Source organism: Rickettsia endosymbiont of Cantharis rufa, from assembly GCF_964026445.1.
Classification (GTDB): domain Bacteria; phylum Pseudomonadota; class Alphaproteobacteria; order Rickettsiales; family Rickettsiaceae; genus Rickettsia.
In genome coordinates, this window is record NZ_OZ032150.1 from 103343 (window position 1) to 121256 (window position 17914).

Below are 17914 nucleotides of genomic sequence, written 5' to 3' on the forward strand. Positions count from 1 at the left end.
GTAGAGCGTATTATTTGTAGAAGTCAAGATCTAATCTTACAGACACTATAAAAATTATATCTGAAGTCTGATAAGTTATGACTGTCAGGGCTCTGTCCAAGTAATCATACGCGTCAAGTTAAGGGGTGCTTATAAGTTTAAGAGAAGATAAAGTGGATTTTTTTGTTTTCCTATATTTATCTTTTAAACAAAAATTTACCCAAGCTATTCGTAAATTTTTAAAGAAGTTTTTCAACTTATTTATCGATTTTTTAAACGTCAAAGTTAGTTCTGGTACTCGCCTTTTAAATTCTAGAAAAGCCTTAGTCATGCTAACTTCCTGATTTATTTTTGATATAAGGCAGTTAGATATAGCATGAAAAATTATAATGCCACATAGCTTAGCATAAAGCTCACATAATACCCTAGATGAATCACTTTTTCCTTTAAGAGATTCTATTTAAAATGACTTTTATATAACCTAAATAATAACTCAATTTGCCATCTTGCTCTATATATCGTTGCTATATGCTTGATACTGACTTGACTCTCAGGAATATTAGTAATAAATATTGACCAATCAAGTAAATTTTGATTTCTTTGAGAAGACTTATAGCCACGTGCTTTTGCAAGTGTATTCGCCTTCCTTTTCCTGATATCAGATTGTTCTTTTGTAAGCTTATGGCAGACGATCCTAACCGGTAGTAATGATTCCTTGCTAAGTAAAATATCACCTTGTCAAAAAGTTACTTTCTCTAATAACTCAAGTAAATCTAATTTATTTCTAGCTCTATCATATATATTAGTATCAGTCTTGTAACGACTAATAAAATAAGCGCCTTTAGCACTTAAGGAACTAAAAGACTTAGGAACAAAATACCCTAAATCTGCTATCAATAAATCATTAGGATTAATATCCTGTAAATAATCTTTATAACCTTGATCTGATCGTGCCCCCGCAAGAATATCTATGTTACTTATTGTTTGTGTTGAATAATTATATAATGTGCAGCTTGATCGAAGCTTTTACTCTACGCTCATGATCCTTAAATCCTGACCCATGCCCCTTATATAATCTTTCCATATTGTCGGGCAATTTTATATTGCTGCTATCAAGTAACTTAACGTTATTAAATTTCTGTAATATCCCGCAATCAAGCTTAAAACTATTTGCAAATAAACCGATATTTTCTCATACATACTCCTCATAAAATCCACTGCAGAGTTACTAAATCTGAAATCTAGGCCTTGCTTACTTATTATTACTGATTCTTCATGTAATAATTGACACATTCTTTCTATGTTACAATCAGCATCACTCAAATTACCCAATACTAATGCTTGTGCAAACGAACAGCCGGTTAATCCTCTTCTCCCCTTGATAAAACCGCTGCTAATTGCAACTCTGATAGCTGTTTCTGTTAAAAACTCTTTGACTCTATTCGGTAGTTTTGTTATATGTTAGCAACGGAAGTAAAATGATACAGCACAACGGATAAAAATTGATACAGTATTAAAGTAATATCTTCTGGGTAAGAAGGTAAAAAATAATGATAATACTGGAGCAAATAATGGAAATAAAAATATTAAATAAACAAGACACGAGCCTAAGAAGTATATCAAGAGAAGTAGATGTATCAGTAAATACAGAGTCGCACCTCCATTTTGCAGATGTGGGTATTAAATGCTATACGTTCAATAAGAGTTCCGATGACTTTATCATGAATATCCAATGACTTGGAAAAACAAATTGTTTTACGTGTCAGTCTTTTGCATCTTGTTCTAAGATTTAAGTTACCCCGTTCTATCCGTTGAGTATATTTTTTACTAACAATGTGTTTTTTGGGATCTAATAACCTAGCATAACTTCCCTATCCATCTGTAAAGTAAAAAGTAACCTTAAAATCCTCCGGTTTTTTTTTCAGTAATGATTCTGATGTGCTATCACATCTCGTACCAAAAGTATAAGCAACTACTTTTAACAAAATCTTATCCAAAGAATACCAAAGCCATCTTTGTTTGGATTTATTCTGTACATAAGGCCATTGTTCATCTATTTCAGGAGCAATAATTACTTCTATCGTATTGATAGAATGATTTATCTTTTTTAACGCTAGATTTTTTTAAAACACGGATAACCGTATTGATACCCACTTTTAATACTCTTACTGTATCCCTAACTCCAGAGCCATTGATTGACATATCTACTATCTGAGTCTTGACTCCAGGCTTAGAGGCATTATTAATATATTACAGTTAAAAATATCGATTACACTGCTTGCATTGATATCTCTGTTGTTTTGAAATTGAATATCCCGCCTTTACTACTTTTTCTGTGTCGTTACAATATCTACACTTAACATCTATTCTTGATCTACACTTAACATATATTCTTGCCATAACTCCTTAACTATAATTCTCTCTTATTACTGTTTGAGGATTATAGACTATTCATGCTAAGCTGCAATACGGGGGCGTGACCCATGCTTTTGAATTGTTCTTAAGCATTGAGGGTATTGAGTATACTACTACTAAAGCATATTCTCCTCAAACAAATGGTATGTGTGAACGCTTTAATAAAACTATGAAACAAGAATTCTTTGATACAGCTATGCGTAAAAAGATTTATACTGATCTTGATGATCTACAACTAGATCTTGATATTTGGTTAGAGCATTACAATAACGAAAGATCACATTCCGGTAAATATCGCTATGGTAAAACGCCTATGCAGACTTTTATGGATAGTAAAAAGTTAGATGTTGAAAAGAATAACGAAATCTTATATCTTGAATACTCATCTGACAGTCATAACTTATCAGACATTCAGATATAATTTTTATAGTGTCTGTAGGATTAGATCTTGATTTCTACATATTATGAATCCCAGGACATTCTATAATATTAATTCCAACTTCATTATCAGATATAAAAAAGTTATTAACACCCTTATATTCATTACCTGCTTTATGGTGTATTTTTTTATTATATTCCTGTTCTTTCGTATATAAAGAGCAGTCCTCGCCCCCCATTAATTTTGTACGCTTAAAAAACATCTAAGAGTAGTCGCTCCTACTCCGTTCATCCCTATCATTACAATTAGTTTCTTTATAATATTTATTGTTTTAGTAATTTCATTATGACTTTCTGCGATTAATTTCAAAAGCTTATTACCATCTTTTATCATTGGTCTTTCCAAATGATAAAAATTTGCAAGAGGTTGCAAGTTTTTATTCGTGATCTCCACATCTAATGCACTTTCTTTCTGTATTTTTTCTGAATATGTCTCTATTGAATCATCATCAAAAATATTTATATTTATGCCGGCATAAGAAATTACTACCTCTAGGACACCATTTCCTTTTATTTGCAATAGGGTTTTTATCCCAACATTAGTTATTTCTTTATTATGTATCAAAGAGAGTTTGGTTATTGTTTTGTTAAGCCTAGGTACCTCAGCTAAAATTTTTACCTGCTCATCATTTATACCGCAATTATCTAAATATACCTGCCTAATAGTCTTGTTATTTCTTAAATAATTCGCTATATATTGTACATTTTTTGTTATAAAAGCATTATTACTAAAATCTAAAGTAGCTATAGAAATAAACTCTGTAAGCTCGCTACTTGGCTTTACTAATTTTTTATTGAATATTGAACGAGTATTATTAGAAAGCTAATCTATAATATCTTCATAATGATTAGATATGGAATACTTGCTTGAAGTTAATATCTTATCAAGATTAACATTATGTAATTTTTCTGAAACATTGCATTCTTCAAAAATACCTAAGTTTGGAGTGTGTTTTTTTATCAAAAGATTATTAAAATATTCTGTCAAAAAATCATTTACATTTTTAGACACTCATTCCTGTTTGGGACTCCCAAGTAGTGTACTGCTAACCGCCTTTATTTGATTCCACATAATAATTGGACCTATAAATTATTTGCATTTATATTGTCAACAGCGGTCGAAAAATGATACATAATTTTAATATATACTGTTTGAAAATTGATACAGTATAATAAGAAATCATTTGATATTTAAGTCATAAGATTATCCTCCTGTTTATTAATCACCTCTATTGATACAAGACCAGCTTTCTTTTTATTTCTAAGTCTGAAACTATCCCCTTTAATATTGAGTATCGTGGAATGATGGAGCAGACGATCTAAGATAGCAGCTGTAGGAGCACTATCCTGAGCAAGATTATTGTGCCATTGTCCAAATGGAAGATTACTTGTAAGAATTATACTATCTTTCTCATAACGCTTTGCTATAACCTGAAATAATGGATTAGCTTGTTCCTGTTTTAATGGCAGATACCCAAATTCGTCTACTATGAGTAATTTGTATGGAAGGATGACTTTTTTAAGTATAGCGCCTAGATTTCCCTGATTTAGTCCTGCATTAAGTACGAGCATTAAATCCGCAGCTGTTATAAATTTAGTCTTGATTCCACATTGCGTAGCTGCATAACCAAGGGCAATAGCTATATGTGTTTTTCCTACTCCAGAAGGATCAAGCAAAATAATGTTTTCTTGTCTTTCTACAAAAGATAGGGAACTTAGATTTTCCAGAACCTTGCGTTTGACTCCTGTAGCAAAATCATAGTCAAAATCATCCAGCGTTTTTATAGCAGGAAAGTCTGCCATTCTTGTGAGTATTGATTTACTCCTATTTTGTCGCGCCAACAACTCTGTTTTTAATATTGACTCAAGGAAATCCGTATAACTTGAGTCTTCTTTACTAGAGGACTGTGCGATATCAAAATAATTTTCAGCTACCTGAACAAGATTTAATGAGTGGCACATCTCTGCTATACGTTGGTGCTGCAGGTTCATAATGCCTCCAATATATTTTGAGTCGCACCTCCATTTTACAGATGTGGATATTAAAAGGCTATACGTTCAATAAGAGTTCCGATGACTTTATCATGAATATCCAATGACTTGGAAAAACAAATTGTTTTACGTGTCAGTCTTTTGCATCTTGTTCTAAGATTTAAGTTACCCCGTTCTATCCGTTGAGTATATTTTTTACTAACAATGTGTTTTTTGGGATCTAATAACCCAGCATAACTTCCCCATCCATCTGTAAAATAAAAAGTAACCTTAAAATCCTCCGGTTTTTTTTCAGTAATGATTCTGATGTGCTATCACATCTTGTACCAAAAGTATAAGCAACTACTTTTAACAAAATCTTATCCAAAGAATATCAAAGCCATCTTTGTTTGGATTTATTCTGTACATAAGACCATTGTTCATCTATTTCAGGAGCAATAATTACTTCTATCGTATTGATAGAATGATTTATCTTTTTTAACGCTAGATTTTTTTTAAAACACGGATAACCGTATTGATACCCACTTTTAATACTCTTACTGTATCCCTAACTCCAGAGCCATTGATTGACATATCTACTATCTGAGTCTTGACTCCAGGCTTAGAGGCATTATTAATATATTACAGTTAAAAATATCGATTACACTGCTTGCATTGATATCTCTGTTGTTTTGAAATTGAATATCCCGCCTTTACTACTTTTTCTGTGTCGTTACAATATCTACACTTAACATCTATTCTTGTCATAACTCCTTAACTATAATTCTCTCTTATTACTGTTTGAGGATTATAGACTATTCATGCTAAGCTGCAATACGGGGGCACGGCCTTTATTTGGAACAGCTGTTGACTGAGGAAATAAGTTATTTGTAAAAGTCAAGATTTAATCCTACAGACACTATAAAAACTATATCTGAATGTCTGATAAGTTATGACTGTCAGATGAGTATTCAAGATATAAGATTTCGTTATTCTTTTCAACATCTAACTTTTTACTATCCATAAAAGCCTGCATAGGCGTTTTACCATAGCGATATTTACCGGAATGTGATCTTTCGTTATTGTAATGCTCTAACCAAATATCAAGATCTAGTTGTAGATCATCAAGATCAGTATAAATCTTTTTACGCATAGCTGTATCAAAGAATTCTTGTTTCATAGTTTTATTAAAGCGTTCACACATACCATTTGTTTGAGGAGAATATGCTTTAGTAGTAGTATACTCAATACCCTCAATGCTTAAGAACAATTCAAAAGCATGATACTCTATATTGCCCTTATATTTACCACCTCTATCAGTTAGAATACGAAGTACTGGTATTTGCTGACTCTCATACCACGGCAGTACTCTATCATTAAGCATGTCAGTAGCGGTAAGAGCTGTTTTATCAGTATATAATTTAGCATCTGTAACCCTAGTATAGCTATCAATAAATACCTGAGAATATACCTTGTCTATACCTTTAAAATTACCTACATAATATGTGTCTTGGCATCCTAGATAATCTGGATGCTGTGTATCTATTTCTCCATGAGCTTCTTTCTCGCTACGCCGTTTCTCTAATACTTGTAACTGAGCTTCGGTAAGAACAATACCATCCTGAGCCATTTTTACTTCTAATGCTTTAAGTCTTTTATTGATATTATTTAAATCATTACGTAGCCAAATTGATCTAACCCCCCAGGTGATACAAGAATACCAGTCTTTTTAAGCTCATTTGATACTCGCATCTGACCATAAGCTGGGTATTCTACCGCCATATCTAATACTACTCTCTCTACCGCAGGATCAACTCTATTTGCTATAATTGGCTTCTTCCGGCTAATCTCATATAACGCCTCTTCTCCTCCAGTTTCATATAGCTCTTTGAACATATAATAACTGTCCCTGCTGTATCCCATAGCTTTACACGCTGACGATATACTTCCAAGACTCCTAGCTAATCCCAGTAATCCTATTTTTGGCTTTATTATTTTTTGATTTAGATTCATTTCTAATCCTCTATTTAATACTTATCTTATTTTACTAAATGTAAGATTGAATCTCAGCTATTGCAGCTAATTTACCCCAGCTTAAATCTTGTCTCTGGATGAATCCGCGCGTTTATTCCTATTTTTGTCCGTTACTATCTTAACAAAATCTCTTTTATCTTTTTTAATAACATTATCTATTTTTGCTATTGGATGAATTTTAACACCTATATTTTTCGCCATAATGTGTACTCTGGCTTCCCCATTCTTTTTGTCAAAAAACCTCCCGAGTTTTGTTAAACCTATAAAAGAACAGAAATTGGACAATAATTTCCATATTGTATCACCATCATGGATTAAATACCCTTTATTTATTATATCTTTACTCATTTTAGTATAGATATTATCAGTAAATACTTGTTGCATCGCCTCTATTAATTCTTTTGGCTCAGCTTTTTTGGGATCAACCCCTTGTTTTTTTAACGCCTCATCTCTTGCTTCGGTAAGCCTTCGATCCATTATATCAACATAATCACCTATATTCTCTTGAAGTTGTTCTGCTATTTCTTGTATAGCTTGATAGGATGTCGTCATTTCAATAGTATCTACTTTGATCAAAGTTTCTGATTGCAATGATTTTAAGCTTAATTGTAACCGTTGTTTTGTATCATTTCTAACTTCTGAAGATGTAATATGTCCTGTATCTTCCTGTCCCTTGTTTTCAAGATAAATGTGAATAGACTTATCTAGAAAAGATGCTACTAATGAACTTTCATTCACTACATCTCTAATAATAGGATTTAGTATCTCCTCCCTTTTTATAAAATTATCGATATCATTAATTTCTCCCTCAACCATAACACCTAAATTCAGAGCTCTTCTTTTTACAAATTCACCCAATGTTCCTTTAAAACCTGTAATATTGCGGCTTGATTTTACCCATTGCAGCTTTTCACCATCACCAATACCTGGTTCATCTAATAACTTTGCATAGGTATCTTGGATAAAGTCTACTAAAGTTTTGTCTACTGCTTGATGGCTTTTCTTTTTTGTAATTACTTCATCAATTTTAAGCTGTATATCCATTAATTTCGCGATATCAAGCACCTGTTCTTGATTTTCCTTATAAAACCCACCAATATTTTTAAAACTTCTATTTAAAACATCTTTTATATTAGCTGCTACTGAAATCTTATCATGGCTAATATTATTATTAATAGCTATTAGTGAATTTTTAATATGATTTAAAACATTTTGATTTTCTTCAGCATTTTTTAACAAATCATTTATTAATTTTTGGAAAGTACCTTTAGCATTTGTTAAACCTTGTTTAAGTCCATCAGAGTTACCAAGTTCTTTAAAAGCATCTATCAGTTCTTGTGATGGCACAATACCCTGGTAATCTCTCCATAACTTAGTTTCAGCAACCGGAAAACCAGCGAGTTCTTCCCTATTCAGAAAATCTAATACTAAATTATTTTTATTACGTACTACCCCACCAAATACTCTATATGTATTTAGTAAATCGTTAAAAGCATGTCCAAAATCAATTCTTGCTATTCTGTTGTTACCATTCTGATCTTTCACAACCAACATATTACCTGGATTCACATCATGATCACCACAAAGAACGGATAATGCTATAGATCGAGCTAGATCTTGTCGAAGAATTGCATTGCTATTATTAGGTCCTAGATGTATTGTTTGTTTGGGTCCTAAATTTAAATTATCTTTTATCTCCAATTCTGCCGAAACTTTAACATGTCTATCGGAAATCATCACCTTTTTATCTTCTTTAGCAAAGACATCTAGTGTACCTACGACATTTGAGAGATATTGTGATGCAATCAATATTTTCTTGTGATCAGGGTCATACACTAATGATATTTCAGGTACAAGCCCCATATCTTGATCCTGCGCCACTATACTTTTACTTATGGTGGCAGCGATTAACTCGCCAAAGTTTTCACGATCTGTCCCACTAGCTTTAGTTCGTCTAATAAATGATGCATCAAGAATAGATGGTTTTAACTGATAATCTTGACCATTTTTATTTACTTTCTTACTACCAGTTACTCCACCAGTACTTTTTGCTTCACTGATATTAAATTCTGTGTAATGAATATAATTTCCAGACATCATTTACCTATTTATACATCCGTATATTTTAATTAATAATTAATTTCATTTTATCTTTAGTTTAGAAATCGGATAATGTCCAGCTAATTTCACAAAACACGATAAGTTAGGCAGGGACATGATTTTAGCAGGTAATACCTACATTTTCTCTTGTTCTATAGTGTTAATATTCATGCCATCTCTAATAGTATTTGAGCCATAAGGCGGGCTTTCTTGGGTCTTTCATATTTCTTGCTCACCTAGCATCATTGCCGATCTATGTGCTATTTGCTGATCACCGACACGGAAAATGAATTTAGAATTAAACAGATCAAGTAAATCATTAGCTGCAGCAGAGCCATATATTTTATCGAGCTGAAATGTATTCTGAATATCCGTAACAAAGCACCCACCATATTTTCTACTTTCTACAAGTGCTGTACCTAAGCTACTGATTTTACCAAGAGCAGAAAGCTCGTCCATAATAAATCACAGATTTTCTATTGTGCTAGCTATATCTCTACTCATTAATGACTTTAAAGGGCTTTATTGCATCTATTACACATGTTTAAGATTTGCCCTCAAATCTAAGATTTTAGATGTTATGATGCCATGAGCATTGTAAAGTTCTCAAAAGTAGATACTTGATTACTAGCTCCTATCATCTATCCTTTTTGAATCATGCGAATATTTTCGATACCGACAATAGTGATCTTAGCACTACGGAAATGATCTGTCAACACTTTTCCGGACAGTTGTTTAAGCGCAATTTTGTATCTCTTCATATCTTACTGGTGATAAATAATCGTTAGCAGAATACATTCTGATACGGTTATAAAATACCTCTATATATTCAAATATGGCATATTTTGCTTCCTCCTTAGTTTTAAATTTATATTGATACATTAATTCTGTTTTTATAGTATGAAAGAAACTTTCAGCAACAGCATTATCCAAGCAATTTCCTTTACGACCCATACTCTGTTTGATACCATGTTGTTTTATAATTTTTAAATGACTATCAGAACAATATTGACTACCTCTATCAGTATGCCAAATAAGCCCTTTTGCTGGTTTACGTTGCCATATTGCCATTAATAAAGCATTATTAACCAAATCAGCTCTCATGTTATTACTCATAGACCATCCTATAATTTTTCTAGAAAATAGATCAATAACAGTTGCTAAATATAGCCAGCCTTCACCAGTTGGCACATAGGTTATGTCTCCAACCCAATAACAATTAGCAGCATAAACTGTAAACTCTCTATTTAATAAATTAGGAGCAATTTGCTTATTATGATTAGAGTCAGTAATGGCTTTAAATTTACGTTTAGTTTTACATAGCAAATTAGCTTCTTTTATTAGTCTTGCAATGCGTCTCCTACTAGCAGTTATATCTTGCCGTGATAGTTCCTTTTTAATAGGTCTAGTTCCATAATTACCTCTACCTTCTTTAAAGATAATTTCAATTCTGTTTGTTAATTCATTACCTTCTTTAACCCTATTACATCCAAGATTATTTAACCATTCATAATAACCATTACGTGATACTTTCATAAATTTACACATAGCAGAAATGGAAAAATTACCTCTGTTTTCCTTTATCCATGCGTACCTTATTGGGATTCTTTTGCAAAGTACGCGGCAGCCTTTTTAATAGATCACGTTCTTGTGTTACTCTATCTAGTTCTTCTTCAATCTCCTTAATTCATCATACAGATGTTCTTCATATCTCATTACTTCCTTGAGTTTTGAATGTTTATTAACCCAATTATATAGACTATACTTCGTAATTCCTAGTTCTCTAGCTGTTTGAGCAAAAGGTTGCTTAGACTCAATAGCTAATCTAATCGCTGATTCTTTAAATTCAGCTGGATATATCTTTGGCTCTATATCCGGCATTTTTATCCCTACTGTTAATATCGTCTATTATTAACTTTCTGGAAAACTATAGCTGCATCAATATTAGTATTTATTTTTATTATTACAGTCTTTTTGATCTTTATCAGTTTGTAGCTTATCTGACTTATTATGTATATTATTTTTATCATAATTAGTTTGATGAGATTGATTACTTGATTTATCGTTCGTATGTTCCACAGTGCCTTTATTATTTTCTAAACTCATAATAGCCTCCTAACTTTGATACTTATTGATAAAACTGTACTTAAAGATAAATAAACAAAAGATATATCATAATATATGTTCACCCATCCTTATTTCCAAGTTAACATTTTATCCATTGTTTGCCATATATTAAATTATTAATCTAGTCAAATTTATATAACATATTATTTATAAATCACATTGACAATTAATACGTCTCATAAAGTATACTTTATGAGATAGCAAAGCTCTGTCGCATTATTGCAGCATTATGAATCACATCAATTTTGCTGCAGCATTTAAATTTCAACTGCTTTTAAATTGCTAACTCGCGACGAGTTCCACAGCATGACACGGCAATTTCATATTATACTTGTATGATTCCCAACAAGATATATTATGCTCCTTTTTAGAATAAAAAGAAGCATGTTTTATGGTTCTGTTATATTCGTCGGCAGTAATGAATATAGATTTTTATTTCTAGCACACCAGCTTAAATCTTTTGCAATATCCCAACACTAAGAAAACTATATGAACCTCTTATCCAAAATACATAAATTCTTTTACTCAGACCACGATAGATCTCATGCCATATACCAGTGCTTGTTCAAGACTCATATTAGAAACATATCTTTGTCACAACGGGAATTTGCATATATTAATAAATTAATTAAGAATGGCATAGATTTGGGCTTTAGAGTTAACGGTCATGGTATTTCACTTTTAGAAAAGGTAGTAAATTGTAATAATACACAATTGGTAAAACGTTTTTTAGACCTAGGAGCGCAGTTTGATGGTCAAAGAAACCCCCATGATAGATGCTATAATAAATAAAAATGTAGAAATGATAAATCTATTACTAGAACACACCCCATTGCGTTTGGACGAGACAGTTTTGCCATATATTGGCCGATGTCGCGATGTAACTATATTTAATCTACTTTTAGATAAGCTTATAGATAGTAATATTGATGTCAATAGTCGCGAGCATCATTTTTTGTTAAGCGCTGCTCGGCGTGGATGCGATGATAATGTTAAGATTTCAGCACAGCATCCAAAGATAGATTTGAATGTTACTAATTCACACAATGAAAATATTTTAACCTTCTATAGGACAAACCCAGAAATGCTCGAGCATCTTATATTACATGGAGTGGATTACAAAGAGGATGGTAGTGATGGCTCTCTAGCAAAGGAGGCGGCAAATATACAGTCTTCTCATAGTATTAATACTATTAGTGATGTATATTCTAAATTTGCTAATGGCAACATCATTGCAGAACTAAAACATCAAAAACATAAAGATGTCCTGAAAGAAGAGCTTAGTAAAATACTACTGCATAATGATAAAAATAAAGCTTCAGAATTCATCCACTTGTTTCTAGAGCTAGTGCAGCAGAAGTTGAAAGATTGTAGTAGCAATATAGGTCAAGGTGATAGCTTTATTAAAGAGTTGTTAAATGTAAGCAAGTCCAACACCAATATAGTGCAAATTAAAAATACTCAACATGATGAACAAGCATTATTAACCCATTTTAAAAAGTTTATTTGCTCTAGTAATGCAAACCAATATTTTATATTATTACGCGATAAAGCTTTAGAAATCCAAAAAATATTACATGATACCAAAATTTATAAGTTGGCAGATACAACAATAGAGACAGAATTAGTGATTCCATTAACACAGAAGGTTGCCAATGATAATAATATTTATCAAGATATTATGCGTCGGTTGTCAATTGAGTTGATTGATGCGGCAACGATGTATTCATCTGGTGGCCCTAGTTGTGTAGCGGAGATATTAAATAAATTAGCTTCTGTACTTATAGATGTAAATGATTCTAATGATAATGTAAACACGCCAAATGCGTTTGATTTCAATGGTTATATGGTTAATTATAATGAATTATTGAAGCATGTATTAAAACTTGCCAGAGCAGATTATATGGATCTGGATTTTACGCAAGATCTGACGCGTCTTGATGCACAAAAAATACGTGAATACATCGCTAGAATTCTTAAAAAAAATGTATTAACTGATGAAGAATTTGCTGAGGTTGTGCATTATGGTGAAATGCTTAACGTATTCAAGAATTCAGAAAATATACAAGAGTTTCGTAGCACCTTACCTTATGATACTTTATCTAACACTCAAAATGAGATTCTAGTTTCAAATAATAGTGTACAAAATAGCAAAACATATATGATACCTAGTAAATACTTACCATTTCCAGAATTAGATAACAATGTGCAAGGTATTCCTAATAATGTGACACAACATATGTTATTTCAAAAGGTATTAACGTCGTTAAATGATTTCAGTGAATTAAATCATAATGCTTATAGCAGTCTGATTGATTTTACTAGATCGAACAAACAAATTCTGACCTTAGAACAGTTACAGCAGTGGCAAAATTTAGAAGGACAAGCATTAGTATCACAACTACTCGCATTGCAGGAGCATGAATTAAGTATGCTGGATGGTTCTGTCGAGCCTGTGACGCATATTTTGTAGAAGTCAAGTGATGGCAGCTATAGTTTTCCAGAAAGTTAATAATAGACGATATTAACAGTAGGGATAAAAATGCCGGATATAGAGCCAAAGATATATCCAGCTGAATTTAAAGAATCAGCGATTAGATTAGCTATTGAGTCTAAGCAACCTTTTGCTCAAACAGCTAGAGAACTAGGAATTACGAAGTATAGTCTATATAATTGGGTTAATAAACATTCAAAACTCAAGGAAGTAATGAGATATGAAGAACATCTGTATGATGAATTAAGGAGATTGAAGAAGAACTAGATAGAGTAACACAAGAACGTGATCTATTAAAAAGGCTGCCGCGTACTTTGCAAAAGAATCCCAATAAGGTACGCATGGATAAAGGAAAACAGAGGTAATTTTTCCATTTCTGCTATGTGTAAATTTATGAAAGTATCACGTAATGGTTATTATGAATGGTTAAATAATCTTGGATGTAATAGGGTTAAAGAAGGTAATGAATTAACAAACAGAATTGAAATTATCTTTAAAGAAGGTAGAGGTAATTATGGAACTAGACCTATTAAAAAGGAACTATCACGGCAAGATATAACTGCTAGTAGGAGACGCATTGCAAGACTAATAAAAGAAGCTAATTTGCTATGTAAAACTAAACGTAAATTTAAAGCCATTACTGACTCTAATCATAATAAGCAAATTGCTCCTAATTTATTAAATAGAGAGTTTACAGTTTATGCTGCTAATTGTTATTGGGTTGGAGACATAACCTATGTGCCAACTGGTGAAGGCTGGCTATATTTAGCAACTGTTATTGATCTATTTTCTAGAAAAATTATAGGATGGTCTATGAGTAATAACATGAGAGCTGATTTGGTTAATAATGCTTTATTAATGGCAATATGGCAACGTAAACCAGCAAAAGGGCTTATTTGGCATACTGATAGAGGTAGTCAATATTGTTCTGATAGTCATTTAAAAATTATAAAACAACATGGTATCAAACAGAGTATGGGTCGTAAAGGAAATTGCTTGGATAATGCTGTTGCTGAAAGTTTCTTTCATACTATAAAAACAGAATTAATGTATCAATATAAATTTAAAACTAAGGAGGAAGCAAAATATGCCATATTTGAATATATAGAGGTATTTTATAACCGTATCAGAATGTATTCTGCTAACGATTATTTATCACCAGTAAGATATGAAGAGATACAAAATTGCGCTTAAACAACTGTTCGGAAAAGTGTTGATAGATCAATCAGTTAAACTTTTCAAAAATCTTTCAAGTTTTCTTTTTCTTCTTTACCCTCTTTCTTATTTTCCAACTGGTTTATTTTTACAGATAAGGTTGATGTAAAGGTAGTTGCGCGGTAGCTATCGGTTCTTGGGAAGCAGCGGTTTGAGAAGAAACTTCTGTTACTTCACTTTCGGTCGGTCTCATTGTTGAGAGGTGGATTCATAGCTACACTCTTATTAAATTAAAAAATTATCTTAAATATTAAGAAGCTTAATTTATTATTTAGTATACAAGCAACCCCAAGGTAATTAATAGATTTAACTTAAGAACTATAAAATTAAAGTTATAAAAACTAAAGAATGGTACGGATGAAGGGACTTGAACCCCCACACCTTGCGGCACAAGAACCTAAATCTTGCATGTCTACCAGTTCCATCACATCCGCATATGACAATGTCGTTACCGTAAGGTATTGTTGCGTGGTTCAGTTTTTTTGTCATTGCGAGGAAATTGCATAGTAATTGACGAAGCAATCTCAGGAATTTGTTATTATTCTATGAGATTGCCGCACAGCCTGCGGCTGCTCGCAATGACGTTTTCTGATCCACACAACAATGACATCAAAGTACTTCCATCAAAAAATTATAATACACATCATATAATTTTTGTAAATCGTTAATTTTGGTGGATTCATTTATTTTATGTGCTGTTTCGGATAATAAACCGAACTCCACTAAGGAGCAATAATCTTTGACAAATCTTGCATCCGACGTACCGCCGCTTGTAGAGAATTCAGGCTTTATTTTTAACGTCCTCTCTACTATATCAGCAAATTCTTTTATTTTATCGTTAGGATTCTGAATAAAACTTTCAGCAGAACTACTATATTCTAGGTTATAATCTACTTTATATTCTTTGCAATATCGTTCAACAATTTGTTCTATCGATTTTGCTAAATCTTCTGCATTATGTAAATTATTAAAACGTATATTGAAAGATGCTTCCGCATTTGCAGGAATTACATTTAGAGTATTATTACCGACATTGATATTCGCCACTTCAAGATTTGAACTTTGAAAAAATTCTGTCCCTTCATCAAGTTTTATATTTATTAACTCGTTTAATATTCTTATTAAACAAGGCAACGGGTTATTTGCTTTATGAGGATAAGCTACATGTCCGCCTAAGCCCTCTATATTTAATTTAAAGTTAACGCTTCCTCTTCTGCCGATTTTAATTGTATCGCCTATCTCTTTTTCGCAAGTAGGCTCACCGACAATAGCAAAGTCGATTTTTTGCCCTTGATCATAAATATACTGTAGCATTTCTTTAGTACCGTGCTTTGCTTTCCCCTCTTCATCACTAGTAAGTAAAAAACTAACAGAACCTTTAAAATCAGTATTATTTTTTATAAAATCTAAGCTAGCTGCTAAAAAGCACGCTATAGTCCCTTTCATGTCAACAACTCCTCTGCCGTATATCTTTCCCTCTTGCTCATGAGCCTTAAATGGGCTCGCATTATGCCAAAGATGATAATCGCCCGCAGGTACTACATCTACATGCCCGACAAAGCAAATATTAGGTTTGCCGTTACCATACACGGCACAAAGGTTAGTCACCTGCTCTTCTGCCTCACCGAATATCCTTATTTCAGTCTTAAAGCCGTGTTTTTTAAGCAAACCGTCAATATACTCAATAGCCCCAGCACTCTCAGGAGTTACAGACTTAAAACTGATTAAGTTTTTTAGGTAGTTGATGTGCATTAGTATTATTTATATATCTTCTTACAGTTACTATACAAGCTTATAGAAAAACAAAAAACAACTTTTATCTCACTAAAAAATAAATTATTGCTATGGATTTATATAGATTTTTGACTTTCTTAATGAATTTAAATAACTTATTATTATCACCTTGTTATAATCAGTATTAAATCATGCGTATAAATAATCAATTAAGAGAATTAATTAAGTCCGGTACTTTTGCCGGTATATTATTAATTATTGCCTTTACCTTAGCAATAATCGTCAGCAACAATATTTTCCTAGCAAAATATTATTCTTCTTTTATTTACAGCAAAATCTCTTTAACAATAGGAAACGTAAGTTTACAAACAACTTTTATAGAATTAGTCAATGACGGTCTCATGACTTTCTTCTTCTTGTTAATAGGTTTAGAAATGAAATTTCATCTAGTAGAAGGTGAATATAAAAATAAAAAAAAACTAATATTGCCTACGGCAGCGGCACTTGGTGGTGTGGTAGTTCCTGCCCTAGTATACATGTTTTTTAATTATGATAAACCAGATTTAATAAAAGGCTGGGCTATTCCTATAGCAACCGATACTGCTTTTGTCCTCGGTATTTTATCTTTCTTCAGCCGACATATATCCTTAGAATTACGGGCTTTTATTATAGGTTTTTCATTAATTGACGATGCTTTTGCATTAATTATACTAGCCTTGTTTTATACTAAAACAATCAATACTCCGGCATTATTAATCTCCTCTGCAATCATATTCATCTTGCTTATATTGAATTATCGACAAGTTAAACAGCTATTTTATTATATAATTGTAGGTGTTTTGTTATGGGTAAGTATGGTGGAGTCCGGCATTCACGGTACTCTATGCGGAGCTATAATAGCACTTTTCATACCAGTTAATATAAAAGGAGAATTTAACACTTCTTTCAAAAAACTTGAAAACTTAACTCGACCTTTTGTAAATTACTTTATTTTACCTCTTTTTGTATTTATGAATTCCGGTATTCTTTTAGAATATTTTGTATTTAAAGGCACTTGCTCTAATTCAATACTTGCTTTAGTTTACGGGATAATATCTGGTTTATTTATAGGCAAACAATTAGGCATTATGTTATTTTCATATCCATTTGTGAAATTTAAATTCTGTAATTTACCAAGTGATACCTCATGGTTAAAATTTTATTCTGTATCTATCCTTGGAGGAATTGGATTTACCTTAAGTTTGTTTATAGGTAGTATTACGTTTGAGAGTAGTTGCCCTTCAAACTCTATGAGAGCCGCAGTAATAATAGGCTCTTTAATTTCCGCATTATTTGGCGTAATAGTTCTAAAATATTGTACTAGAAAAGAGTAAGGAGTAGTATATATACTTTGAGTAAATGAAGAAT

14 protein-coding genes, 1 tRNA gene and 5 pseudogenes are annotated in these 17914 nt (G+C 32.1%); 5 read left to right on the forward strand and 15 right to left on the reverse strand.

The window, feature by feature from the left end; translation table 11 throughout:
• Positions 1-118 precede the first annotated feature (118 nt).
• Together AAGD46_RS00555 and AAGD46_RS00560 are read right to left on the reverse strand one after the other, a co-directional pair.
• A pseudogene (locus tag AAGD46_RS00555) lies at positions 119-1437 on the reverse strand (IS4 family transposase).
• A gap of 179 nt (positions 1438-1616) precedes the next feature.
• Positions 1617-2379: pseudogene (locus tag AAGD46_RS00560) on the reverse strand (IS1 family transposase).
• An 82-nt stretch (positions 2380-2461) separates the two neighbouring features.
• Between AAGD46_RS00560 and AAGD46_RS00565 the strand changes: the two are divergent.
• Positions 2462-2815, forward strand: a pseudogene (locus AAGD46_RS00565) (integrase core domain-containing protein); the annotation flags it as partial.
• A 34-nt stretch (positions 2816-2849) separates the two neighbouring features.
• On the opposite strand, the gene AAGD46_RS00570 reads toward AAGD46_RS00565, so the two are convergent.
• The 11 genes and pseudogenes from AAGD46_RS00570 to AAGD46_RS00620 form a co-directional block, all read right to left on the reverse strand.
• The gene (locus tag AAGD46_RS00570; RefSeq protein WP_341787350.1) at positions 2850-3035 is read right to left on the reverse strand and encodes a hypothetical protein; all 186 of its coding nucleotides are present in this window, start codon (positions 3033-3035) and stop codon (positions 2850-2852) included.
• Entirely contained in the window at positions 3011-3397 is a 387-nt protein-coding gene (locus AAGD46_RS00575) for a hypothetical protein (protein ID WP_341787351.1), read from the reverse strand. The genes AAGD46_RS00570 and AAGD46_RS00575 overlap by 25 nt, the downstream gene beginning before the upstream one ends.
• Positions 3398-3655: 258 nt before the next feature.
• Entirely contained in the window at positions 3656-3844 is a 189-nt protein-coding gene (locus AAGD46_RS00580; protein WP_341787352.1) for a hypothetical protein, read from the reverse strand.
• 179 nt (positions 3845-4023) lie between these two features.
• On the reverse strand, positions 4024-4824 hold the full coding sequence (gene istB / locus AAGD46_RS00585) for an IS21-like element helper ATPase IstB (RefSeq protein ID WP_341787353.1): 801 nt from the start codon (positions 4822-4824) through the stop codon (positions 4024-4026).
• A 50-nt stretch (positions 4825-4874) separates the two neighbouring features.
• Positions 4875-5571: pseudogene (locus tag AAGD46_RS00590) on the reverse strand (IS1 family transposase).
• Positions 5572-5731: 160 nt separating this feature from the next.
• Positions 5732-6816 (reverse strand): annotated as a pseudogene (locus AAGD46_RS00595) (IS481 family transposase).
• A gap of 81 nt (positions 6817-6897) precedes the next feature.
• Positions 6898-8937, reverse strand: a complete 2040-nt coding sequence (locus AAGD46_RS00600; RefSeq protein ID WP_341787354.1) for a hypothetical protein — start codon at positions 8935-8937, stop codon at positions 6898-6900.
• A gap of 219 nt (positions 8938-9156) precedes the next feature.
• Entirely contained in the window at positions 9157-9396 is a 240-nt protein-coding gene (locus AAGD46_RS00605) for a type IV secretion system DNA-binding domain-containing protein (protein WP_341787355.1), read from the reverse strand.
• Positions 9397-9672: 276 nt separating this feature from the next.
• On the reverse strand, positions 9673-10542 hold the full coding sequence (locus tag AAGD46_RS00610; RefSeq protein WP_341787868.1) for an IS3 family transposase: 870 nt from the start codon (positions 10540-10542) through the stop codon (positions 9673-9675).
• Positions 10543-10599: 57 nt separating this feature from the next.
• The gene (locus tag AAGD46_RS00615) at positions 10600-10818 is read right to left on the reverse strand and encodes a transposase (protein WP_341786903.1); all 219 of its coding nucleotides are present in this window, start codon (positions 10816-10818) and stop codon (positions 10600-10602) included.
• Positions 10819-10881: 63 nt separating this feature from the next.
• Positions 10882-11043 (reverse strand): hypothetical protein, encoded by a 162-nt coding sequence (locus AAGD46_RS00620; protein WP_341787356.1) that lies wholly within the window; start codon positions 11041-11043, stop codon positions 10882-10884.
• 772 nt (positions 11044-11815) lie between these two features.
• Here AAGD46_RS00620 and AAGD46_RS00625 point away from each other — a divergent pair.
• The 3 genes from AAGD46_RS00625 (at position 11816) to AAGD46_RS00635 (ending at position 14752) form a co-directional block, all read left to right on the forward strand.
• Positions 11816-13537 (forward strand): hypothetical protein, encoded by a 1722-nt coding sequence (locus AAGD46_RS00625; RefSeq protein ID WP_341787357.1) that lies wholly within the window; start codon positions 11816-11818, stop codon positions 13535-13537.
• A gap of 69 nt (positions 13538-13606) precedes the next feature.
• Entirely contained in the window at positions 13607-13825 is a 219-nt protein-coding gene (locus AAGD46_RS00630; protein ID WP_341786903.1) for a transposase, read from the forward strand.
• A gap of 105 nt (positions 13826-13930) precedes the next feature.
• Positions 13931-14752, forward strand: coding sequence for an IS3 family transposase (locus AAGD46_RS00635; protein ID WP_341787859.1), 822 nt, complete (start codon positions 13931-13933; stop codon positions 14750-14752).
• Between the two features lie 370 nt (positions 14753-15122).
• Here the strand turns inward: AAGD46_RS00635 and AAGD46_RS00640 are convergent.
• Positions 15123-15207: transfer RNA gene (locus tag AAGD46_RS00640), tRNA-Leu, on the reverse strand.
• Between the two features lie 175 nt (positions 15208-15382).
• Complete coding sequence (dapE, locus tag AAGD46_RS00645) at positions 15383-16525, reverse strand: succinyl-diaminopimelate desuccinylase (RefSeq protein ID WP_341787358.1); 1143 nt, start codon at positions 16523-16525, stop codon at positions 15383-15385.
• A gap of 173 nt (positions 16526-16698) precedes the next feature.
• Here dapE and nhaA point away from each other — a divergent pair, with 173 nt between their 5' ends.
• On the forward strand, positions 16699-17880 hold the full coding sequence (gene nhaA / locus AAGD46_RS00650) for a Na+/H+ antiporter NhaA (protein WP_341787359.1): 1182 nt from the start codon (positions 16699-16701) through the stop codon (positions 17878-17880).
• The last annotated feature ends 34 nt before the right edge of the window (positions 17881-17914 follow it).